Genomic DNA, 22,363 nt, shown 5'->3' with positions numbered 1-22,363 from the left:
TTAAATTTTTTAAAAAAGGTGTTTTAAATTTATTGTAAATTCGTAGACGTATTAATAACCAAAAACTTATACATGAAGAAAATCTTATTTGTATGCTTACTGATGATAAGCATCGCATTAAGTGCTCAAATCAAACTGGGTGGAGGCAGCACAGCTACCGGGAATGCTCCTGTCAATAGTGGCTTTAGTTATTCCTATTCTCAGCAGATTTATACAAAACAGGAAATCAATGCTGATGCAGCAGGTAATATTACAGGTCTTAAGTTTTACTTAACACCTTCTGCAAATCCCGCTTATTTATCAAATTGGGTGATTTATTTGGGACATACCACAAAAAACTCTTTAAATTATCAAGTTGGGTGGATTCCTGTCGGGGAAATGACTCAGGTGTATTCAGGTACGGTTACTAATGTAAACGGGATAGTAGAAGTGACATTTACTACACCATTCCCATATGATAATATAAGAAACCTGGTTGTTGCAGTAGATGAAAATGGATTTAATTCTAATTCAAATAATCCGTTTTTTGTGTATAATACTATGGAACAGGCTCTTTATACCGAGAGTAATACTGTTAATCCGGATCCTGCAAATCCGCCAAATGGTCATTTTTTACCTTATAAACCTGTAGTCAGTCTTATGGGGTTAGTTCCTAATCCATTACCGGATTGTCCAATAATCAGTTATCCTGCAAACAATGCTTCGAATGTACCGGTTCTGCCTAATTTTACATGGGCTGCTGTACAGGGAGCTACAAGTTACAAAGTTTCTGTCGGAACTACTGCGGGAGGAACAGATATTGTTAATCAACAGTCTGTAACGACAACAAACTTTACTCCGTCATCTCCACTTTTGGCAAGTACAGTTTATTATCTTAAAGTAACAGCAGTGGGGCCAACAGGAGAGTCCTCTGGTTGTGTTAATCAGAAATTTACAACAGTACCGGCTATACCTTCCAATGATGAGTGTACAAATGCTATAAATCTTACTGTAAATCCAGATGTGAATTGTGTGAGTTTTACCTCTGGGACTACTGTGATGTCAACTGTATCTTCTCCTGCATCATCATGTGGTACGAGTACTGGTGATGTATGGTATAAGTTTACAGCTACTTCTTCTAGGCATACAGTTAATCTGAAGGATGTAACCTCTGTACCATTAGGAGGTGGGTATGTTTATTTTCAGGTTTTAAAAGGTGATTGTGGTAATTTGACAAGTATATTATGTTCTGATTCTGGATGTGGTTATGTGACAAGTGCATCATGTCCTGTTTCTGTTGTTAATAACCTTACTGTAGGAGAGACCTACTATATAAAAGTATTTAGTGGATCAGGCTATTCATCTCATAAATTTGATATATGTGTAGGAACTGTTCCACCGCCGCCATCCAATGATAATTGTACCAATGCTATAATTGTTCCTGTGAATTCTGGGATGGATTGTATCAATGTTATTTCCGGAACAACTTTATCATCAACGAAGTCTGCTATATCTTGTGACTCTTTCTCCAGATATGATGTGTGGTACAAATTTATAGCAACTGATACCAAGCATATCATTAAATTGATTAATAAAGTTGCTGTGGGAGAACCAAACTCTTTGGGAGGATTAAGTTTTAATGTGCTGGGTGGCAGTTGTGGTAATTCTGTATGTGTAGGAATAGGTGGGGCTGTTGGACTTGTTACCGGTCTTACAGTGGGAGAAACTTATTATCTCAGAGTATTTGATGTAGAAGGAACGCCCCAATCGGGTTTCAATTTTGATTTATGTATTACAAAAGATTTGACACCGATTCCGGTAAATGATGAATGTGCAAATGCTGTTTCTTTGACTGTTAATCCGGATTTGACCTGTGTTGGGGGACTTGAAGGAAGTACTTTGGGAGCAACAGTTTCAGCGATGTTACCAGCAACTTCGTGTGCCGGAATCGGGGTTCAGAATGATGTTTGGTTTAAATTTGTTGCCACAGGAACCAGCCACAGAATTAGTTTTAAAAATATTATAGATGTTGGAGTGAGTGGTACACAGCAAGATATACGATTTGAGGTTTTCAAAGGTAGCTGTGGTGCTTTAACAAGTGTAAAATGTGGTGGAAGCGTTAATCGTTCTAGTTATATTAATAATGTTTCAGGGTTGGTTGCCGGTGAAACCTATTATATAAGGGCATACAGTACAGGTGTTGGCATTGCCGTTAAATTCAATATATGTGTGGGAACATTGCTGCCTCCTGTTAATGATGACTGTGCTGGTGCTTTGACGGTCTCAAATTTTCCATATACTTATACACAGATTGATGCTGAGCATACTACCAATAATAACGGATTTATAAATTCTTGCAATTCTGCAATGAATGACGGAACATGGTTTACCTTCGTTGGTGATGGTTTTCTGCATAAGATTACAGTTTCAAGACCTTTAAATAGCACATTTAATTTTGGTATTGGTGCCTATAAAGGAAATTGTGGAAACTTAACGTGTGTAAAAAGAGTAAATTTTACTGGTTCAAGTCCGGTTATAATGGATTTGCCAACTATTGCAGGAAACGTATATTATATAAATATCGGAGATCGGGATTACGATACAGATACAGTGGAAGGCGTTTTTACCATTACTATAGAAAAGGTAACCAGCCTTGGTACTCTTGAAGTTACTGATAAAAAAGAAACTATAGAAATATACCCAAATCCATTTACAAGTGTACTGAATATTGTAAAACCACATAACGTCAAATCAGTTTCCATTCTGGATTCTTCCGGAAGATTGATAAAGACTATTGATAATCCTTCTTCTACGATTCACTTAGGAGATTTGAAACAAGGAATGTATTTAGTAGTACTGAATATGAAAGACGGATCTAAACAGACAATTAAAGCAATTAAGAAATAAATAATTTCTTAAAAAATAGGATACAGAGGCTGCTCAATTTGAGCGGCCTCTCTTTTTATAAGTGAAATTATCTTTTATAAAAGGAAAAGTTTAATTCATTGTGATATAATTAAAAAAATATTTTTTTTATTGTTGATTTTCACTAGATTTGATTAACTAATACTGTTTTTTATATGAGAAATTTTTTACTTGTTGGTTTCTTAATGACCGGCCTTTTATCCTCCGCACAGACTTACTGTACGCCTGCGTTTGCAAGTGGGTGTAGTGGAGGAGATGTAATAGACTCCTTTGCAATTCCGGGTGCCGGATTTGATCACCCTAATACGGGTTGCTCTACTGATGCATATGGAGATTATACTTCGATGACAATCAACCTTAGTGCAGGTTTGAGTTATGATTTTAGCGTTAAACATGATTACAGTGATCAGAATGTAAGGATTTGGATAGATTTTAATAACGACGGAACTTTTGATGATGCTGCTCCGGAACTTGTAGCTTCTGCGAGTAGTACTTTTGTTGGAGGAAACAATATTACCTCTGGGCTTATTGAAATTCCTTCAACCGTTACTCCTGGTACTTACAGAATGCGAGTAGGGGATAGATTCTCCAGTGACCCTATTCCGTGTAATACTGATGGGTATGGAGAAGCCCATGATTATACTGTAGTAATTGGTGCAGTTCCAACTTGTTTTGCACCGTCTGCTTTAACGGTATCTGCAGTGACGGCAAATTCAGCTCAGATTGGATGGACAGCTCCGGCTTCTGCTCCAGGCAGCGGTTATGAATATTATTATTCAACTTCCAGTACATATCCTACAGCTGCTGCTGTAGCTTCCGGAACGAGTACCGGTTTAACTGCTGGCCTGTCTACATTGGCTCCGGCTACTGTTTATCACGTGTGGGTACGTTCTGTATGCAGTACTTCAAATAAAAGTGCATGGTCTCAAATGGCAACATTTATGACATCCTGCGTTTCTGTAGCAGTGCCATATGCATTGGATTTTGAAAGCATAACTCCACCTGATCTTCCAAACTGTACCTCAGTAGTAAATGACGGTTCAGGAAATATGTGGGTGACGGGCGATTTGGATGCTCAAGGATTTACGGGAAATGTTCTTCAGTATTCTTACGACTATGCCAATAATGCTGATACCTGGTTTTTCACCAATGGAATAAACCTTACCGCGGGAGTTACCTACAGAATTAAATATAAATATGCAAACGCAGAAGGAACTGTATATGCCGAAAAGTTAAAAATTGCCTACGGAACTTCAGCTACAGGTGCAGGAATGACCAATACATTAGCCGATCATTCAAATATTGTTACCAGTACAGCAACCAGTGCTTTTGTGAATTTTACACCAACTGCCACAGGGGTCTATTATTTTGGATTCCAGGCATATTCTGATGCCAATATGAATCAGTTGTATGTAGATGATATTAATATAGATGTAGCACCAGCTTGTAGTGAGCCTAATGCATTAGTGATGTCTAATATTACTGCCGCAGGAGCTACGGTTTCCTGGACAGCTGCCACTCCTGTACCGGCAAGTGGATATGATATTTATTACAGCACAACCAATACAGCACCTACAGCTACAACTACACCTAATTTTACAGGAGTTACAGCAACTACTTATAATATTCCAGGTTTAGCTGCTTCCACTGTTTATCATGTATGGGTGAGATCTGCGTGTAGTGCAACCAGCAAAAGTGTTTGGAGTGATTCTGCTACGTTTATGACATTATGTTCAAGTGCGAATCTTCCTTATGCAATAGATTTTGAAAATGTTACTGTTCCTGAACTTCCAGGATGTACAATGAATGTTAACTCGGGAGCTGGGAATAATTGGGAAACAGTAGATCCGCCTTCTGACAGCCAGGGATTTACTACCAATGTATTAAGATATCATTATAATTCTTCCAGTTCTGCCAATGCATGGTTCTTTACCCAGGGATTGAACCTGACAGCGGGGACACAATATACCATTAGCTATAAGTACGGGAATAACTCATCTACTTATGTTGAAAAACTGAAAGTAGCTTACGGAACTTCACCAGTTGAATCTGCAATGACTAATTCAGTGGCAGATTATCCGTCAATCAATGATGAAATGGCTCATACAGAATCTATAACGTTTACAGTTCCTACGACAGGAGTGTATTACTTTGGATTTAATGCCTATTCAGATCCGGACCAGTTTAATCTGTATGTAGACGATATAAGCATTAATAATGCAAATCTGGCAACATCTGAAGTTTCTGCAGCGAAAAACAGTATCAAAGTATATCCTAATCCATTTACGGATGTATTGAATATTTCTGATGTGAAAAACGTGAAAAATGTATCAGTAACAGATGTTACGGGAAGATTAGTGAAAACTATTGCAAACCCTGAATCTACGATACACTTAAGAGACTTAATGCAGGGTGTTTATTTAGTAACGTTGGAAATGAAAGACGGATCTAAACAGACTATCAAAGCCATTAAAAAATAATTTATCATTTAAATAGAAAGAAAGAGACGGGTCATTAGTGATCCGTCCTTTTTTATGAAGTAGACATTTACTTTAAAAATCTACAGATCAAAAAAAGATGAGCGAAATATTTCACTCATCTTTTTATTTTGTTAATGACCGTTATATAATATAAATCATTATAAATTATTCATTACCTATTGTTTATTACTCATTACTTATTAGGCACCGGCTGAATCTCACCCTTGTTCATAAGGTCAAAAACAGTTGGGAAGAACATTACTAATATAAAGTAGACGATGATCATCAGCACTACCAGTGCAAAAAGAATGATCACTAAGCTATTCGGTTTGTTTTTCTTTTTAGGTTCCATGATTTTGAGGTATTTGGTGAATAAATTTTACTTATACCAAATATTAAGCTAATTTCTTGCCACATTGCTTACAATATCTGGCATCATCATCAATATCTTCGTTTCCACAACGTTCACATACCATTTCCAGATTTTGTCTTTTGTTTCTCATTTCTGCCGTGACAATACCAGTAGGAACAGCAATAATGGAGTAACCGGCAAGCATCAGAACAACCGCAAAAAACTTTCCTAAAGGCGTAATAGGAGATACATCACCATATCCTACGGTAGTTACTGTAACAACCGCCCAATAAATAGACTGTGGTATAGTTTCAAATCCCTGGCGTCCACCTTCCACCATAAACATCAGTGATCCTACAATCACAGAGAATATAATCAGGAATAAAAGGAAAATATAAATCTTTCTCGAACTGTTTTTCAGGGCCCGCACAATAAGATATCCGTCATTCATAAAATCCAGCAAATTGAAAATCCTGAAGATTCTCAACATTCTCAGCATTCTGAAAATCAGGAAATATTTAGTGATAGGAAAGAAAAAGCTGAGGTAAAAAGGTACAAGAGCCAGGAAATCTATAATTCCAAAAAAGCTGAATATATAATTCCGTTTATTCTTCACCACAGCAATACGCATAGAATACTCAATAGTGAAGAAAATGGAGATCACCCATTCCAGAATCAGGAAGGTATAATGAAACCTTTTATCAAGCTTAGGGACACTTTCCATCATAATAATGGCAGTACTTGCAAGAATTAAAGATAATAAGATGATATCGAACAGTTTTCCGAGCTTCGTATCGGAGCGATAAATGATCCGGTAAAGGAATCTTTTCCAAAGTTTGTCTTCAGGAACAAGATTATGTTCTCTTTCCATTTATATAGGTTATTTCACAGCGAAGTTAATAATTTCTATAGAGTATAAGGTAAAGATATGATTGTTAAAAGAATCCTGCAAATGTTAAAGTAATTTTCATCATTAAAAAGTGAATTATTCGCACTTAATTTAATGATTTTCAATACATTATAATAAGTAAAATACGAATAAAAAATGACATATAAAAATTTATTTTTTAACATAATATTAATTCAAGTTTGTAATTTTATCCAACAAAAGCTTTATATCATGAGAAAAATTTTAACCTTGTTTATTCTGTTTTTCATAAGCAGTTTTGTAGATGCTCAGGTTGGGATTAATACTTCAACACCCAATGGTGCTGCAGTACTGGATATAGTCTCCAACCAGAAAGGGATTCTCATTCCTCGTCTTTCAGATACTGACCGGGATACATACCTGGCAGATAATAATGTTTCCACAGTACCACCTGCAGGTGTTGTGAATGCTAACCTTACTGCAGGAACACTTATTTTTAATACGACAACGAATAACTTCCAGTATTGGGATGGTACCCTCTGGAGACAGCTTTTTGTTCCCACATCTTCTCAGGCTGGTAACGACGGTGTCGTTAAAATAAATTCTGGAAACGCAAATGTAAAACCCTCATTCAGTTTAAGTGCAGCAGGAAGCGGGTATGGCCCAAGACAACAGGTGCTTTATGCCACACCGCTGGTCTTTGCAGCAAGTCCTACTACAAGCTGGCCGGAAACCACAGTTCCATTTCCGGGAGTTACCTCCAATATTTATATTGCAGCCAGTGGTAAATGGAGAGAAAATGAAATTTACGGACAAGTACATGTCTGGAGAGCCATTGCTACAATTACTCCAGGGTCCAATTCATCAGGATCAATAAAAGCTACTTTTAAAAATCCTGACTCCGGTTTTGAGATTAACTCTATCCAATTAGTCCCAAGTGGTTCAAGTGGAGCAGGTAACATTCTTACATTCTATTTCTATACTATTGCAGATCCTGCGAGTCTTGATCCGGGAAGAGGCTATCAGCTTTTTATGGAAGCCGATATCAACTGTAGTGTGGTAATGGAATCCTTTACAAGAGTATCGCTTTTCAAAGATTAACAGTCTATTTATTTTTTTAATATCAAATTCAAACCGGCCGATGAAAGCCGGTTTTTTATTGCAGCAGAAATATTCTTTGGGTTTTTAGTAAAATTAATATCTTCGCTGTAACCGTAAAATATAAATTAATGAAGCTAAAAACCGTAATTGCAAAGATTGAAGAGGAAATAAGTATCAGACAGGCAGAAGATTTTGATAACGTAGGCCTGTTGTGTGGTGTTTATGATCGTGATGTATCCGGGATTCTGGTTTGTCATGATGCTTTAGAAAATGTAGTAGATGAAGCTGTTGAAAGAAACTGCAATCTTATTGTATGCTTCCATCCCATTATATTTTCCGGACTCAAATCTTTAACAGGGAAAAACTATGTGGAAAGAGCCGTCTTAAAGGCTATAGAAAATAAAGTGGCGATCTATGCCATTCATACAGCATTTGATAATGATTTCTTTGGAGTCAACTATGGAATTTGCAGGCAGTTGGGATTAAAGAATATGAAAATTCTTCAGCCGAAAGAAAATAATCTAAAACAGCTGACGGTTTTTGTACCGAAAGAGCATTCCGAAAAAGTAAAAGAAGCAATGTTTTCAGCGGGAGCGGGAAATATCGGTTTCTATGATGAATGCAGTTTTACGGTGAATGGTAAAGGAACCTTCAGACCGGTGGAAGGTTCAAATCCGTTCTCAGGCCAGCAGGACATTCGTGAAAATGCAGATGAAGATATGATTTCTGTGATTTTTGAAAGCTTTAAACAAGGGCAGATTGTGGGCGCAATGAAAGCCGCACATCCTTACGAAGAAGTGGCCCATCAGATATACAGCCTTGATAATAAAAACCAACATGCCGGATTGGGAATGTATGGCGATCTGGAAGAGGAAATGGATGAAAAAGATTTCCTGGGGTTTGTAAAAGAAAAGTTTGGTCTTGAAGTGATAAAGCACTCCTCTTTCAACAATAAAAAAATCAAAAGAGTAGGGGTTCTGGGCGGTTCCGGAGCAAGTGGGATAAGATCTGCAGCTTCCAGAAAATGTGATGCTTATCTTACCGGAGATCTTAAATATCACGACTATTTTTTAGCAGAGTCTAAAATGCTGATTTGTGATATTGGCCATTATGAATCAGAACAATTTGTTACTCAACAATTATTTGAAATTTTGTCACAAAAATTTAGTACATTTGCAATTTCAAAATCTATTGAAAAAACAAACCCAGTAAATTATTTCATTTAAATATGGCAAAAACCAACGATATTTCAGTTGAAGAAAAATTAAGAGCTTTATACGATTTACAGATCATTGATTCAAGATTGGATGAAATCCGAAATACTAGAGGAGAATTGCCAATTGAAGTTGAAGATCTTGAAATCGAGATTGAAGGTCTTGAAAAAAGAGCTGAAAAATTTCATGCTGATATCAAAGATCAGGACGATCAGATCAAAACAAAGCATGAAGTTATTAACCATGCTAAAACTTTAATTGAGAAGTACAAATCTCAGCAGGATAATGTAAGAAACAATAAAGAGTTTGAAGCATTAGGAAAGGAAATGGAATTCCAGGATCTGGAAATTCAGCTTGCTGAAAAAAGAATTAAAGAATTCGGAGTTAAAATTGCTCACAAAAACGAAACTTTAAGTGAACTGAATACGAAGATCGACGATTTGAAAAGCCACTTGAAATTCAAGAAAGAAGAATTAGAAGGTCTTATCTCTGAAACTCAGAAAGAAGAAGAATATCTTTTAGAGCAGTCTAAAGAATTCGCAGGTAAAATCGATGAGAGATTATTAGCTTCTTACAACAGAATCAGAACAAACTCTATCAATGGTCTTGCAGTAGTAGGATTAGAAAGAGGAGCTCCAAAAGGATCTTTCTTTACAATCCCGCCTCAAAAGCAAATGGAAATTGCTCAGAGAAAGAAAATTATTATTGATGAGCATTCAGGGAAAATCCTTGTTGATGACGAATTGGTAATGGAAGAAAACGAAAGAATGAAATCTGTAATTAAGTTCTAATTATTGATTTTAAATCATACAAAAGCTGCTTCAGAAATGAAGCAGCTTTTTTTGTGTATATTCAATAGGAACGGGCTTTAGTTTGTTTAACCTTTTGCGGTGTGTTGTCATTCCGTAGGAATCTCTATACATTCTTTTAATATAATATGAATTCCTACGGAATGACAATAGTGCAATAATAGGCCTATTGAAACGCAACGGAGAATAATCAATAGAAACGCTATAGCCCGTTTAATAAAAAAATAAATCCTTCTGTTGGCTTTAGCCAAAACCTATAAAAAAACCGCCTCAAAATGAAGCGGTTGGTATTATTTATTCCTGATGATCATACATCTTATTATACAAAGCAATAAACTTCTCTTTTACCGCTTTTCTTTTCAGTTTTAATGTTGGAGTAAGCAATCCGCTTTCAATGCTCCATACTTCAGGAGTAAGTTCAATTTTTTTGATTTTCTCCCAGTTTCCAAGATGTTCGTTGATCCCTTCAATCTCTTTTTCAATTCTTTGCTTCAGCTCAGTGCTTTTTGCAATCTCTTCCGGTGTGGAACCGATGTTCAGATTGTTTCTCAAAGCCCAGTTTTTAGCAAATTCAAAATCTGGCTGTACTAAAGCACATGGCATTTTTTCACCATCACCTACCACCATGATCTGCTCAATAAACTTGGAAGCTTTTGCTAAGTTTTCAATCGTCTGAGGAGCAATATATTTTCCACCGGATGTCTTGAACATTTCTTTCTTACGGTCTGTGATCTGTAAAAATCCGTCACTGTCAATATGCCCGATATCGCCGGTTTTGAAAAATCCATCTTCTGTAAAAGCTTCTTTGGTCATTTCTTCGTTTTGGAAATATCCTTTGAAAACTGATGGCCCTTTTACGGTAATTTCACCATCTTCCTGGATCTTTACTTTTAAATTATCCAATGGAATACCTACCGTTCCGACTTTCATTTTCTCAAAACTGTTGACGGAAATCACCGGGGAAGTTTCTGTTAAGCCATAACCTTCCAAAATTGGAATTCCTGCATTTTGGAACATTAAGTTAAGTCTTGTAGATAATGCGGCAGATCCTGATACCAAAGTCACGATTTCACCACCTAAACCTTCTCTCCATTTAGAAAATACCAGTTTGTCAGCAATAATTTCCTGAAGTCCGGATGGTTTTGAGATTACTTTCTTTTTACTGATGAGGTTCAATGCCCAGAAGAATATTTTTGATTTCAGTCCTCCGGCAGAAGATCCTGTATTGTAGATTTTATCATATACCTTTTCAACAAGTCTTGGAACTACGGTCATATAATGAGGCTTCACTTCTTTTACGTTTTCCCCCATTTTCTCGATGCTTTCAGCAAAATAAAGAGAAAAACCGTTGTATTGATAAAGATAGAACAGCATTCTTTCAAAAATATGACAGATAGGAAGGAAGCTTAATGCTCTTGTTTCCTTATAATCGAAACTTCTTTTCTTTGGAATCCTAGGAATAGCCCCCAATACGTTTGAAACAATATTGTTGTGGGTAAGCATTACTCCTTTAGGTCTTCCGGTAGTTCCGGAAGTATAAATAATAGTTGCCAGATCCTCTGTATTGATGGCATTGGAAAGGTCGTCTACTTCAATTTGTGTAGATTCATCTTTACCCAGATCAAGGATTTCTCTCCAGTTGGCAGCACCGCTGATGTTGTCAAAAGTAAATATTCCCTGTAGAGTAGGGATGTTATGTTTCACTTTCATTACTTTAGTCAACAGCTCCTTATCAGAAACAAAGCAGTACTGAATTTCAGCATTGTTGAAGATAAATTCGTAATCTTCAGGTGAAATACTTGGATAAACAGGTACGGAAACAACTCCGATCTGAGAAAGACCAAAGTCCATAATCGCCCATTCAGTGCGGGAATTGGTAGTAATCAAAGCGATCTTATCACCCGGTTTTATGCCCAGCTTCAGTAACCCTCTGGATATCTTATTTCCCTCATTAATAAACTCCTGCGTAGAAGTTTTTTTCCACTCACCCTGATACTTCGTTACAAACATATCCGTTTTAGGATATTTTTCTAAAGCGTAGTGCGGAATATCGAATAATCTCTTGATCGTCATGATTTTTTAAATAAATTATAAAGAAATTTAAATATAAGCATTTTTTTTAATTGAAAACATATGAATGTAATAATTAGGAAATAGTTAAATGCTTACCATAATATATTGAACCAAAAAGGGGACCAGAGGTCTTTAAAAAGTGGTTACAACAGCTCATTCTGGATTTAGCATACCTTAGCAAACCGTTTTTATTTTTCGTCCTGAATAGTGTGGTATTCCCGATTGGTAAACCTGCATGTCATTTATTGCTATTTCAAACTTTAAAACCTCTTTCAACTCCCTTTTTCTGTGCGTTTTTCCTGCTTTTAATTTATTTTTTCAGATTTGCTTAAAAAGTGTAAATTTACGGCTATCTAATTATTTTTTTTATGGACTTTAATTTATCGGAAGAACAGCTGATGATTCAGCAGGCAGCAAGAGATTTTGCACAGAACGAACTATTACCTGGAGTGATTGAAAGAGACCGTGACCAGAAATTCCCTGCAGAACAGGTGAAAAAAATGGGAGAAATGGGCCTTTTGGGAATGATGGTAGACCCACAATACGGAGGAGCAGGTATGGACAGCGTTTCTTACGTGCTGGCAATGGAGGAGATTGCAAAAGTGGATGCTTCTGCAGCTGTTGTAATGTCTGTAAACAATTCATTGGTTTGTGCCGGTCTTGAAAAATTTGCTTCTGAAGAACAGAAAGTAAAATATCTTACTCCACTGGCGAGCGGACAGGTAATCGGAGCTTTTGCGTTATCTGAGCCTGAAGCTGGTTCTGATGCGACTTCTCAGAAAACAACTGCTGAAGACAAAGGAGATTACTATCTTTTAAACGGAATCAAAAACTGGATCACCAATGGTGGAACAGCTACTTATTATATTGTAATTGCACAGACTGATCCTGAGAAAAAGCACAAAGGGATCAATGCTTTCATCGTAGAAAGAGGATGGGAAGGATTTGAAATCGGGCTAAAAGAAGACAAACTGGGAATCAGAGGAAGTGATACACACTCTTTGATCTTTAATAATGTAAAAGTTCCAAAAGAAAACAGAATTGGTGCTGACGGATTTGGGTTCAACTTTGCAATGGCAGTATTGAACGGAGGAAGAATCGGTATCGCTTCTCAGGCTTTAGGTATTGCTTCAGGTGCTTACGAACTGGCATTGAAATATGCTAAAACAAGAAAAGCTTTCAAAACTGAGATCATCAACCACCAGGCAATTGCATTCAAATTAGCTGATATGGCTACGCAGATCACGGCAGCAAGAATGTTATGTTTCAAAGCAGCATGTGAAAAAGATGCAGGAAAAGATATCTCTGAAAGTGGAGCTATGGCAAAATTATACTCTTCTCAGGTAGCAATGGATACTACTATTGAAGCAGTACAGATCCACGGTGGATACGGATATGTGAAAGAATACCACGTAGAAAGATTAATGAGAGATGCGAAAATCACTCAGATCTACGAAGGAACTTCTGAAATTCAGAAAATCGTGATCTCAAGAAGCATCGCGAAATAACATTTTATCAAACACACTACTATGAAAAAATCTTTGTGGATCACCCTCGGTGTTGTACTGTTGTTACTAGGCGTATTTGTCTGGTATAAGTACTATTTTGTTTTCGGAGAAGGCGTAAAATCCGGATACCTGAACTATGCCATGAAAAAAGGTTATATCTTCAAAACTTATGAAGGTAAACTGATTCAGGAAGGCTTCGGGAGAGGTAAAACAGGAACAATTACAAGCTACGAGTTTGAGTTTTCTGTAGATGACCCTGAGATTTTCAAACAATTGGAAACCAACAGTGGTAAAAGCTTTGATCTGCATTACAAAGAATACAACGGTGCTCTCCCATGGAGAGGAAATACAAAGTTTGTCGTAGACAAAGTAGTGAATATGAAATAAAAACAAATAAGGCTCTCAATATGAGGGCCTTATTTTACACCAAATCACAAAATATTAATATATGAAATAAAAATTTCCGGTTTTGTGGTGAATCCTGTATAATAACAAAGATTCATTGTTTTTATCTACACTTAAAGTTAAGAGTAATTTTCCTAATAAACAAGCTGTTTTTATTAATGTTATAAAATTAAGCATAAGAATTAATCTTACCTTCTAAACCTCATTAAAAAAACATTAAAAAATCCACCACGAGGATGGATTTCAAATCTAATGAGTGTCGTTATCAGGAACATTTTTATTCTTCTTTTTGTAAAAGTAATATCCAATACCGGCAATAAGAAATAACGGCCACAACGGAAGAATAAACAGGAAAATAGACGTTATTACCTCCCAGCCAGATTCAATGGCTGCCAATGATTTTCCACCGAAAGTTTTAGGTTCTTTTTCTGTTTGAGCCTTATCACTGATACTTACATTGATCGTACAGATGGTATTGTCTGCATAATTACGCCCTGAAACCTGAATGTCTTTAGTATCAATATCTCCAACATTACTGTTGATAGCATCCATTAAACCATCAAAATGCTGGATCGGAACTTTGATATCAAGACTGTATACTTTTTGATTCTCACCATAAGGGCTGGCAGATTCAACATAAGAAAGATTTTCATTTTTGATGTAGCCGTTATTTTTATTGGCCTCTTCTCTGATGATTTCTTTCACCGTTTCTGCATTGTCTGCTTTTATCACAAGATATCCTGATTTCACCATTTTATCTTTTGGCATATTCAGTTCATAGCTGTCATTTTTAGGTTGGTCTTTATAAATGATTTTGGTTTCTTTAATAACCTTTGGAGCGGGAGCTTTTACAGCTATTTTTTCAGATTTTTTTTCAATAGAATCTTTTTTCTCTATTTTGGATTCCAGTTTTGTAGTGGCAATTTTCTCGGATATAGAATCTACCATTTTTGAGGTGCTCTCTATTTTTTGCTGGATGTCACTTTTAGTATTTTCAAAATCTTTTATTTTAATACTGGCAGAATCCATTACCTGGTTTGCTGCTTTACTGGCATTGTCAATGGTTTCTGTAGCGACAGTAGTTGCGCTGTCAGCTTTATTGATTACTTCATTAATTTTATCCTGTGTAGCTTCTGCTTTTTTACACATAATGAAAGTGCCTGATACAGCAACGAGTAATATGAACTTTTTCATAACATTAATTTTTTTGATGAAGTAAAATTAGGAGGGAAGTTCTTGTAAAGATTGTAAATAGAATGTATTGTGCTGGTAAAATGATAACTGTTGTGTTTTCAGTGTTTTGTATTTGTTTTACAAAAGATTTACAAATCGTTTTTCTTTTTTTTGGGTATTAAAAGAGTAGGATATGTTTTCATAGAGGTGTTTAATAACAACATTTTATTATTTAATAGATTAGATTTCTACGGAATGACATACAGAACGCTGAATTTTATCCATACACTTTGTCATTCCGTAGGAATCCAGATGTATTAAAATAATAAACCTCATGCCTTCATAAAAATGATCATATAGTAAGAAATAAAAAATCCGTAGAAATTTTCTACGGATTTTATATGATAAGCAATTTTACCTTTAATTAATGTTCCTGGAATTCACTGATGAAGTGTAATTTCACATTCGGGAATTTTTCCTGTGTCATATGAATCGTGAAAGATGAGTCTGCAAGGAATACCAGTTGATTGTATTTATCTCTTGCCAGGAATCTCTGCTTTAATCTTGCAAATTCCTTGAACTCTTCAGATTTCTCGTCTGCTTCTACCCAGCATGCTTTGTGCATGGATAGTGGCTCATAAGTACATTTTGCACCATATTCATGTTCAAGACGGTATTGGATAACCTCATACTGAAGGGCACCTACTGTTCCAATGATCTTTCTTCCGTTCATTTCCAGGGTAAACAGCTGCGCAACTCCCTCATCCATCAACTGATCAATACCTTTTGCCAATTGCTTAGCTTTTAACGGATCATTGTTGTTGATATAACGGAAATGCTCAGGAGAGAAGCTCGGAATACCTTTGAAGCTCAATTTTTCTCCACCCGTAAGTGTATCTCCGATCCTGAAACTTCCGGTATCATGTAAACCTACAATATCACCAGGGAAGCTTTCTTCCACTACTTCTTTTTTATCAGCAAAGAATGCATTGGGAGAAGAGAACTTCATTTTTTTACCTTCTCTTACCAATAAGTAATTTTCGTTTCTTTTGAACGTTCCTGAAACAATCTTTACGAAAGCAAGTCTGTCTCTGTGCTTAGGATCCATATTCGCATGGATTTTGAAAACAAATCCTGTGAATGTACTTTCTTCAGGTTTTACAAGACGGGTATCACTTTCTTTTGGCTGTGGCATTGGAGCAATATCAATGAAAGCATCCAATAATTCACGAACACCAAAATTATTTAAAGCCGAACCGAAAAATACAGGCTGAAGATCACCTTTCATATAATCCTCACGGTTAAATTCAGGATAAACAGATTGAATAAGGTCAAGTTCTTCTCTTAAAGTTTTTGCTGCTTTTTCACCAATTACTTCGTCAATAGAAGTATCATTGATGTCATCAAACTTGATAGAATCTCCAACTTTCTGTTTTTTCTCCTCTAAGAATAACTGAATGTTGTTTTCCCAGATATTATAAATTCCCTGAAAGTCACTTCCCATACCGATTGGTAAAGAAAGTGGGCAAACTGTTAATCCTAATTTTTGTTCTACTTCGTCCAACAGATCGAAAGCATCTTTACCCTCACGGTCAAGTTTATTGATGAAAACCAACATAGGAATGTTTCTCATTCTGCAAACCTTAACCAGTTTCTCCGTCTGTTCCTCAACCCCTTTTGCAACGTCAATTACAACGATTACAGAATCTACAGCAGTTAATGTTCTATAAGTATCTTCAGCAAAGTCTTTGTGACCTGGAGTATCGAGGATGTTGATTTTGTGGTCTCTATATTCAAATGCCAATACAGAAGTCGCTACAGAGATCCCTCTCTGTCTTTCGATTTCCATAAAGTCGGAGGTAGCTCCTTTTTTTATTTTGTTGGATTTTACCGCACCCGCTTCCTGGATAGCACCCCCGAAAAGAAGTAACTTTTCCGTAAGAGTTGTTTTTCCGGCATCCGGGTGGGAAATGATCCCGAAGGTCTTTCTTTTTTGTATTTCTTTGATTAAGTCTGACATATCGTATTTTGAAGTTGCAAAAATCGTGATTTTTTACGAGGTTTTCAAATTTAAATTAGACAATATTAATTACACAGAAGAATAGAAGGATAGTCACGTCTGAGAATGATAAACAGGACTATGAACCTACTAATAGTCTGCTTTACCTGAGCTACTTATCAAATAAACATTTTTATTAGCAGCATAAAAACATAAATCAATCCAACAGCAATCAGTATAAAAACTGCAGACATGATGTATTCAAATACACCGAATTTAGTTTTTTGCGGTTCTGAAGTAAGGTTGTACTGCTCAATAGTCTGTAGACTTATTTTCAGATCAGGGCGGAAATGTTGAATACCTTTAAGAAAATGGCGGTACAGATCATATTGGTTGCGTAGAATTACCAGTTCAAAATTAAAGTCTACAGTTGAAAGTACAATGTTCCCGGAATTATTTTTCAGATAGATCTGTAATGTCGTTTTGCCATATTTTACAGTTTGATTGTTTCGGACATATACATCATCATATGGATTTTTAGCTGGCTGAAGATCGCTATACAGGATCGTTTCAATAATGGTATTTTGAGTGTTGTAGAAAGTAACTCCTTTTTCATCTACAACAGCTTTTCTTGTCTTTTCTTTTTTTCTGTACGTTAAAGCCATTATCAAAGCTATACAGCAAAAAATAAGAAAAAACTGGGCAATAAGAAGGATGAAAAAAATACCGGGATCATTTTCCAAATATTGTCTGAAATGATAATAAAGATTATCGAAAACGACCCCGATTACCACAATAATCAGAATGATGGCTATCCAGATGATTCCCATTAGAAAATAAGTAACGGGTTTATTGATTTTGGATTCTATGGTCTGGAATTTTTCTGTCATATTAATTCTTGGTTTCAGATAATATAAAAACAAATCCGCATATAAGTGCCGTAATAATAAGAGCCGTCAAAATTACAAGCCAGCATCCCAAAGAAACTCCTCTGTTATTCACTTTCCATGTTTCAGTATCAATAGAGTAGCTTCGGAAGACCATCGGGTCCACCTTTAAATCAGGACGGAAATTCACAATGCCATGCAGGAAGAATGCATACAAAGTATATTTATTTTTTACCACCTTCAGAGGAAGATTCATATCAATACGTCTTGTGGTCTCCTCTTTTTTCTCTGATTGGATGGTTATTTCCAGTAAAGGAGCAATACCTGACCCCACCGGATTTACAGTATAAATATCAAAATTTTGTTTTGAAGGCCGAAGATCTTTATAAAGGATCTGATCTGCAATCTCATTCTTTGCATTATAAAATAAAAGCCCGGTTTCGTCCACCACAATTTTACTTTTTAATGTTTTTCTTTTTATATAATAACGGACTGCAGGAATTAAAATAAGTGCCGAGATCCCCCAAAAAACCAATGCCGGATAAATCATTGTCTCAAATCCTCTTTTATAAATTCCGTAAACAGGTCCCAGAACGAAAAGTATCATGAAAGGAATAAATATAACGAGGAATAGTGTATTCAGAACGACCGTTATCAATTTGTTTGTTGTAGACTCAATCCTCTGAAACGGAGATTCTGTATTCATTTTGTGATGTTCATGGATAAAGGAACGAAAATAAGAAAATCCTTTTTTAGTTGCCTGTGGCAGTCAAAAAAATTATCTTTGTTTCTATATAAACTTTTTACAGAGAAAGGATGGAAAATAGCAAATATCCGAAGTTTACGTTCACATGGTTTGGCGGTGTTGTTTTGGTGGTTGGATTATTCGTGGGAACAATGGCTGTTTCTTTATTCAGCACCTTTTGGAAAGTTGTTTTCAGGGAAAATATCGAATTGAAAGACTGGTTTCTGATGGTTGCGAATTCTGTAGGATTTCTTACTGCTATTGCCTTTTTTGATTTTTTCATTGTAAGACGTACCACTCAAAAGAAGCTTAACTTCAATTTATCATCCGTTAACTTCTCTACCTATCTCCTTATTTTTCCAATGATGACGGGGATGATGTTTGTTTCAGAGTTTATTGCCGCTCAGATTCCTACTACAGGACCTTTTTTTGGAAAGTTTTACGAATATTTTACCCAACTGATGAGTCAATTGACCGATAATCCTGTGGTAATGATCATTATGACGGTAATTATGGCTCCGATTTTTGAGGAAATTATATTTCGAGGAATTATCCAGAAAGGATTGATCAATAAAGGAGTAGAACCATGGAAAGCTATTTTGTATGCTTCCATTATTTTTGGAGTGGTTCACGGAAATCCATGGCAGTTTATCAGCGCAGTGATGCTGGGCTGTGTGCTGGGATTGGTTTATCATAAAACAAAATCTTTACTGATGCCTATACTGCTGCATGCGTTTAATAATTTAACCCTGTCACTGTTGGTGCTTTATGGTAAGGATGAGAGTTTTGCAAAAGTTCTTCATGTTTCAGAATGGCTCGTACTGAGCGTAGGAATTGTACTTTTTTCTTTATTTTATTATCTTTTTATGAAAAAGTATAAAGTGCATTATGCTGAAATGTAAGTAACCAAGTAAAAAAGTAAAATTGAAAATGAATATAGAAATGGAATTATTAGTAGCTACACACAACGAACATAAAAAAGAAGAAATCCAACAGATCCTGGGAAGTGATTGCGTTGTGAAAAGTCTTACCGATTACAATATTCACGAAGAAATTGTGGAAGATGGAGATTCTTTTCATGCCAATGCTCTGATCAAGGCAAAATACTGCTTTGAAAAAACAGGTGTTCCAAGTTTGGGAGATGACAGCGGCCTGGTAGTAGAGTCTTTGGACGGAAGACCTGGCATTTTCTCTGCCCGTTATGCCGGAGATCATGATTTTGCGAAAAATATTGAAAAGGTGCTGGAAGAAATGCAGGGAATAGAAAATAGAAAAGCTTATTTCGTTACCGTTCTATGCTACTATGATGAAAAAGGAGCTCAATATTTTGAAGGTAGAGTTCACGGGAATTTATTGACAGAAAATAAAGGCTTTAAAGGCTTTGGATATGATCCTATTTTTGTTCCTACAGGGCATGAGAGAACCTTTGCAGAGATGAATCCGGAAGACAAAAACAAAATCAGCCACCGCAAGCAGGCCTTAGATTTATTCATGGATTTTTTAAAAGTGACTGATTAAGTTTAAATATCAGGGTGAACCGACCATTTAGATTTTCTGTCGTACATTTGTTATAATAAATTATTGATTTGAGTACTTATTTAACAATATTAGGCTTCAATTCAGCGATTCCAACCATCAACACATCACCCACAGCCCAGCTGCTGGAAATGGAAGAAAGACTTTTTCTTATTGATTGTGGAGAGGGAACACAGGTTCAGCTGAGAAAAGCAAAAGCAAGATTTTCAAAAATCAATCATATTTTTATCTCCCATCTGCATGGGGATCACTGTTTCGGACTTCCGGGACTTATTGCCTCGTTCCGTCTTTTAGGAAGAGATACTCCGCTGCATGTTTATGGTCCGAAAGGAATTAAGAAGATGCTGGAAACCATTTTCCAGATTACGGAAACACACCGTGGTTTTGAAGTGGTCTATCATGAATTGGATAAAGATTATTCTGAAAAAATATATGAGGACAACAGAGTAGAAGTATACACAATTCCACTGGATCACAGGATTTACTGTAACGGTTATCTTTTTAAAGAAAAACCGAAAGACAGACATTTGAATATGAAAGAAATTGCCAAATACAGCGAGATTGAAACCTGCGATTACCATAATATAAAAGCAGGAAAAGATTTTATACTGAGCGATGGCTATGTTCTTAAAAACGAAATTCTGACCCTGGAACCTGCTCCACCGGTTTCCTATGCATTTTGCAGTGATACCCGCTACCTTGAAAGTGTTATTCCGATTATTAAAAATGTAACGGTTCTTTATCATGAATCAACATTTTTACATGATTTGAAGGAAATGGCTGATTATACAGGACATACCACGGCATTGGAAGCGGCAACTATTGCTCAGAAAGCTCAGGTTGAAAAACTGATTTTAGGACATTTTTCCAACAGATATGGAGATCTGACTGTATTTACCGATGAAGCAAGAAATATTTTCCCCAATACATTTTTACCAAAAGCATTGGAAAGTGTAAAGATTTAAAATGAATATGCTGAAATTTGAAGAACTCAGAGATTTTCTCAACGAAAAAGCAGATCGGTATAATACTCCTGATTTTATTGAAAATGATCCCATACAGATTCCTCATCGTTTTTCTTTAAAACAGGACATTGAAATTGCGGGATTTCTGGCAGCTACAATTTCCTGGGGAAACAGAAAATCGATCATCAATTCTGCGAATAAAATGCTTGATATTATGGGGAATTCTCCTTATGATTTTGTGATGAATTATTCAGAAAAGGATCTGGAAGATATTCAGGATAAAAGTATTCACAGAACCTTCAATGGGCAGGATTTTTCCTACTTCATCAGGCAGTTCAACAGAATTTATAAAGAGAATGAAAGCCTGGAAAGCCTGTTTGAAGTAAAAGAACCGGAGAATAATTTTCTCCATGCCATAGAACGATTCAGGAATGGGTTTCTGGAAACAGAAAAGCACAGAAGCCATAAACACATCAGTTCCCCCTATAAAAACTCTTCTGCTAAAAGGATTATTATGTTTTTGCGGTGGATGGTACGTAAAGATAAGCGGGGAGTGGATTTTGGAATCTGGGAGAATATAGATCAGAAAAACCTTTCCATTCCTTTGGATGTGCATACCGGAAATATTTCCAGAAAACTGGGATTGGTTTCCAGAATACAGAATGACTGGAAAACGGTGGAAGAACTGGATGCTGCCATTAGAAAATTTGATGAAGCAGATCCTGCAAAGTATGATTTTGCCTTGTTTGGATTAGGCGTTACCAAAGAACTGTTGTAAAAATATAAAGGATGAAAAAATATAACGAAAAAACAGAAGTTCTTGAAAAAATAGCGGACAGTATTACATCATGGATAGGATCTATCCAGTCTCTGATTGTACATACTCTGCTGTTTCTTACTTCGTTTTTGCTTCCGATGCTGCATATTGTAGACTTTGATAAGATGCTTCTGATTCTTACTACAGTGCTGTCTCTGGAAGCTATTTATCTGGCTATTTTTATCCAGATGTCAGTGAATAAAAGTCACGAGAAAATTGAAGATATCCAGGAGGATATTGAAGAGATCAGTGAAGATATTGAAGACATTCAGGAAGATATTGAAGAAATTAGTGAGGATATTGAAGAGATCAGTGAAGACATTGAAGAGATTAATGAAGATATAGAAGATATCCAGGAAGACATTGAAGAGATCAATGAAGAAGAGGAAGAAGAAGATCACAATGAAAGAGCAAAAAATGTAATATTAAGGAGTAATGTCAACTCTAATAAAAACGAAATAAAGGCTTTAAAAGATATTATTTCTCAGCTGCAAAATGAAATTGAGCAATTGAAAAAAGAAGAATAG

General features: G+C 36.1%; 19 protein-coding genes. 12 read left to right on the top strand and 7 right to left on the bottom strand.

Annotation, left to right across the window (positions count from 1 at the left end; genetic code table 11):
- Positions 1-72 precede the first annotated feature (72 nt).
- Both LC457_RS13945 and LC457_RS13940 read left to right on the top strand, forming a co-directional pair.
- Entirely contained in the window at positions 73-2,886 is a 2,814-nt protein-coding gene (locus LC457_RS13945; RefSeq protein ID WP_223600411.1) for a T9SS type A sorting domain-containing protein, read from the top strand.
- 173 nt (positions 2,887-3,059) lie between these two features.
- Positions 3,060-5,384 carry a GEVED domain-containing protein gene (locus tag LC457_RS13940; protein ID WP_223600410.1) on the top strand — a complete coding sequence of 775 codons (2,325 nt, stop codon included), beginning with the start codon at positions 3,060-3,062 and terminating at the stop codon, positions 5,382-5,384.
- Positions 5,385-5,577: 193 nt separating this feature from the next.
- Here LC457_RS13940 and LC457_RS13935 read toward each other — a convergent pair whose 3' ends face one another.
- Together LC457_RS13935 and LC457_RS13930 are read right to left on the bottom strand one after the other, a co-directional pair.
- Positions 5,578-5,736 carry a hypothetical protein gene (locus tag LC457_RS13935; protein ID WP_156118404.1) on the bottom strand — a complete coding sequence of 53 codons (159 nt, stop codon included), beginning with the start codon at positions 5,734-5,736 and terminating at the stop codon, positions 5,578-5,580.
- A gap of 43 nt (positions 5,737-5,779) precedes the next feature.
- Positions 5,780-6,607 (bottom strand): ion transporter, encoded by an 828-nt coding sequence (locus LC457_RS13930; RefSeq protein WP_142719381.1) that lies wholly within the window; start codon positions 6,605-6,607, stop codon positions 5,780-5,782.
- A gap of 249 nt (positions 6,608-6,856) precedes the next feature.
- On the opposite strand from LC457_RS13930, the gene LC457_RS13925 reads away from it, so the two are divergent.
- From LC457_RS13925 to LC457_RS13915, 3 genes are all read left to right on the top strand, one after another.
- Positions 6,857-7,705 (top strand): hypothetical protein, encoded by an 849-nt coding sequence (locus LC457_RS13925; protein WP_223600409.1) that lies wholly within the window; start codon positions 6,857-6,859, stop codon positions 7,703-7,705.
- A gap of 128 nt (positions 7,706-7,833) precedes the next feature.
- Positions 7,834-8,931, top strand: coding sequence for a Nif3-like dinuclear metal center hexameric protein (locus LC457_RS13920; RefSeq protein WP_223600408.1), 1,098 nt, complete (start codon positions 7,834-7,836; stop codon positions 8,929-8,931).
- 2 nt (positions 8,932-8,933) lie between these two features.
- Positions 8,934-9,710, top strand: coding sequence for a zinc ribbon domain-containing protein (locus LC457_RS13915; RefSeq protein WP_047381378.1), 777 nt, complete (start codon positions 8,934-8,936; stop codon positions 9,708-9,710).
- 312 nt (positions 9,711-10,022) lie between these two features.
- Here the strand turns inward: LC457_RS13915 and LC457_RS13910 are convergent, their stop codons facing one another.
- Positions 10,023-11,801, bottom strand: a complete 1,779-nt coding sequence (locus LC457_RS13910) for a long-chain fatty acid--CoA ligase (protein ID WP_223600407.1) — start codon at positions 11,799-11,801, stop codon at positions 10,023-10,025.
- A gap of 368 nt (positions 11,802-12,169) precedes the next feature.
- Between LC457_RS13910 and LC457_RS13905 the strand changes: the two genes are divergently transcribed.
- Both LC457_RS13905 and LC457_RS13900 read left to right on the top strand, forming a co-directional pair.
- Positions 12,170-13,309, top strand: a complete 1,140-nt coding sequence (locus tag LC457_RS13905; protein WP_047377008.1) for an acyl-CoA dehydrogenase family protein — start codon at positions 12,170-12,172, stop codon at positions 13,307-13,309.
- A gap of 21 nt (positions 13,310-13,330) precedes the next feature.
- Positions 13,331-13,696, top strand: a complete 366-nt coding sequence (locus LC457_RS13900) for a hypothetical protein (protein WP_142719375.1) — start codon at positions 13,331-13,333, stop codon at positions 13,694-13,696.
- A gap of 267 nt (positions 13,697-13,963) precedes the next feature.
- Here the strand turns inward: LC457_RS13900 and LC457_RS13895 are convergent, their stop codons facing one another.
- The 4 genes from LC457_RS13895 to LC457_RS13880 form a co-directional block, all read right to left on the bottom strand.
- Positions 13,964-14,908 carry a hypothetical protein gene (locus tag LC457_RS13895; protein WP_223600406.1) on the bottom strand — a complete coding sequence of 315 codons (945 nt, stop codon included), beginning with the start codon at positions 14,906-14,908 and terminating at the stop codon, positions 13,964-13,966.
- Positions 14,909-15,311: 403 nt separating this feature from the next.
- Complete coding sequence (locus LC457_RS13890) at positions 15,312-16,907, bottom strand: peptide chain release factor 3 (RefSeq protein WP_213278537.1); 1,596 nt, start codon at positions 16,905-16,907, stop codon at positions 15,312-15,314.
- A gap of 158 nt (positions 16,908-17,065) precedes the next feature.
- Positions 17,066-17,776 carry a hypothetical protein gene (locus LC457_RS13885; RefSeq protein WP_223600405.1) on the bottom strand — a complete coding sequence of 237 codons (711 nt, stop codon included), beginning with the start codon at positions 17,774-17,776 and terminating at the stop codon, positions 17,066-17,068.
- 1 nt (position 17,777) lies between these two features.
- On the bottom strand, positions 17,778-18,479 hold the full coding sequence (locus LC457_RS13880; RefSeq protein WP_223600404.1) for a hypothetical protein: 702 nt from the start codon (positions 18,477-18,479) through the stop codon (positions 17,778-17,780).
- Between the two features lie 110 nt (positions 18,480-18,589).
- Between LC457_RS13880 and LC457_RS13875 the strand changes: the two genes are divergently transcribed.
- The 5 genes from LC457_RS13875 to LC457_RS13855 all read left to right on the top strand — a co-directional run bounded on the left by LC457_RS13875 (position 18,590) and on the right by LC457_RS13855 (position 22,363).
- Entirely contained in the window at positions 18,590-19,420 is an 831-nt protein-coding gene (locus tag LC457_RS13875) for a CPBP family intramembrane glutamic endopeptidase (protein ID WP_223600403.1), read from the top strand.
- A 40-nt stretch (positions 19,421-19,460) separates the two neighbouring features.
- A complete protein-coding gene (gene rdgB, locus LC457_RS13870) occupies positions 19,461-20,036 on the top strand; it encodes an RdgB/HAM1 family non-canonical purine NTP pyrophosphatase (protein ID WP_262904076.1) in 576 nt (191 codons plus the stop codon).
- 68 nt (positions 20,037-20,104) lie between these two features.
- Positions 20,105-21,019 carry a ribonuclease Z gene (locus LC457_RS13865; RefSeq protein WP_223600402.1) on the top strand — a complete coding sequence of 305 codons (915 nt, stop codon included), beginning with the start codon at positions 20,105-20,107 and terminating at the stop codon, positions 21,017-21,019.
- Positions 21,020-21,026: 7 nt separating this feature from the next.
- Positions 21,027-21,797, top strand: coding sequence for a TIGR02757 family protein (locus tag LC457_RS13860; protein WP_374200547.1), 771 nt, complete (start codon positions 21,027-21,029; stop codon positions 21,795-21,797).
- Between the two features lie 11 nt (positions 21,798-21,808).
- Positions 21,809-22,363 (top strand): DUF1003 domain-containing protein, encoded by a 555-nt coding sequence (locus LC457_RS13855; protein WP_047423643.1) that lies wholly within the window; start codon positions 21,809-21,811, stop codon positions 22,361-22,363.

Source organism: Chryseobacterium sp. GVT01B (assembly GCF_019970045.1).
Lineage (GTDB): Bacteria > Bacteroidota > Bacteroidia > Flavobacteriales > Weeksellaceae > Chryseobacterium.
Note: the sequence above shows the minus strand (reverse complement) of the source record. Positions and strands in the feature narration are given on the sequence as shown.

What these genes read in the sequence shown, in the direction of transcription:
- LC457_RS13945 (WP_223600411.1), top strand. Translation starts at nt 73, where the DNA reads ATGAAGAAAATCTTATTTGTATGCTTACTGATGATAAGCATCGCATTA.
- LC457_RS13940 (WP_223600410.1), top strand. Translation starts at nt 3,060, where the DNA reads ATGAGAAATTTTTTACTTGTTGGTTTCTTAATGACCGGCCTTTTATCC.
- LC457_RS13935 (WP_156118404.1), bottom strand. Translation starts at nt 5,736, where the DNA reads ATGGAACCTAAAAAGAAAAACAAACCGAATAGCTTAGTGATCATTCTT.
- LC457_RS13930 (WP_142719381.1), bottom strand. Translation starts at nt 6,607, where the DNA reads ATGGAAAGAGAACATAATCTTGTTCCTGAAGACAAACTTTGGAAAAGA.
- LC457_RS13925 (WP_223600409.1), top strand. Translation starts at nt 6,857, where the DNA reads ATGAGAAAAATTTTAACCTTGTTTATTCTGTTTTTCATAAGCAGTTTT.
- LC457_RS13920 (WP_223600408.1), top strand. Translation starts at nt 7,834, where the DNA reads ATGAAGCTAAAAACCGTAATTGCAAAGATTGAAGAGGAAATAAGTATC.
- LC457_RS13915 (WP_047381378.1), top strand. Translation starts at nt 8,934, where the DNA reads ATGGCAAAAACCAACGATATTTCAGTTGAAGAAAAATTAAGAGCTTTA.
- LC457_RS13910 (WP_223600407.1), bottom strand. Translation starts at nt 11,801, where the DNA reads ATGACGATCAAGAGATTATTCGATATTCCGCACTACGCTTTAGAAAAA.
- LC457_RS13905 (WP_047377008.1), top strand. Translation starts at nt 12,170, where the DNA reads ATGGACTTTAATTTATCGGAAGAACAGCTGATGATTCAGCAGGCAGCA.
- LC457_RS13900 (WP_142719375.1), top strand. Translation starts at nt 13,331, where the DNA reads ATGAAAAAATCTTTGTGGATCACCCTCGGTGTTGTACTGTTGTTACTA.
- LC457_RS13895 (WP_223600406.1), bottom strand. Translation starts at nt 14,908, where the DNA reads ATGAAAAAGTTCATATTACTCGTTGCTGTATCAGGCACTTTCATTATG.
- LC457_RS13890 (WP_213278537.1), bottom strand. Translation starts at nt 16,907, where the DNA reads ATGTCAGACTTAATCAAAGAAATACAAAAAAGAAAGACCTTCGGGATC.
- LC457_RS13885 (WP_223600405.1), bottom strand. Translation starts at nt 17,776, where the DNA reads ATGACAGAAAAATTCCAGACCATAGAATCCAAAATCAATAAACCCGTT.
- LC457_RS13880 (WP_223600404.1), bottom strand. Translation starts at nt 18,479, where the DNA reads ATGAATACAGAATCTCCGTTTCAGAGGATTGAGTCTACAACAAACAAA.
- LC457_RS13875 (WP_223600403.1), top strand. Translation starts at nt 18,590, where the DNA reads ATGGAAAATAGCAAATATCCGAAGTTTACGTTCACATGGTTTGGCGGT.
- rdgB (WP_262904076.1), top strand. Translation starts at nt 19,461, where the DNA reads ATGGAATTATTAGTAGCTACACACAACGAACATAAAAAAGAAGAAATC.
- LC457_RS13860 (WP_374200547.1), top strand. Translation starts at nt 21,027, where the DNA reads ATGCTGAAATTTGAAGAACTCAGAGATTTTCTCAACGAAAAAGCAGAT.
- LC457_RS13855 (WP_047423643.1), top strand. Translation starts at nt 21,809, where the DNA reads ATGAAAAAATATAACGAAAAAACAGAAGTTCTTGAAAAAATAGCGGAC.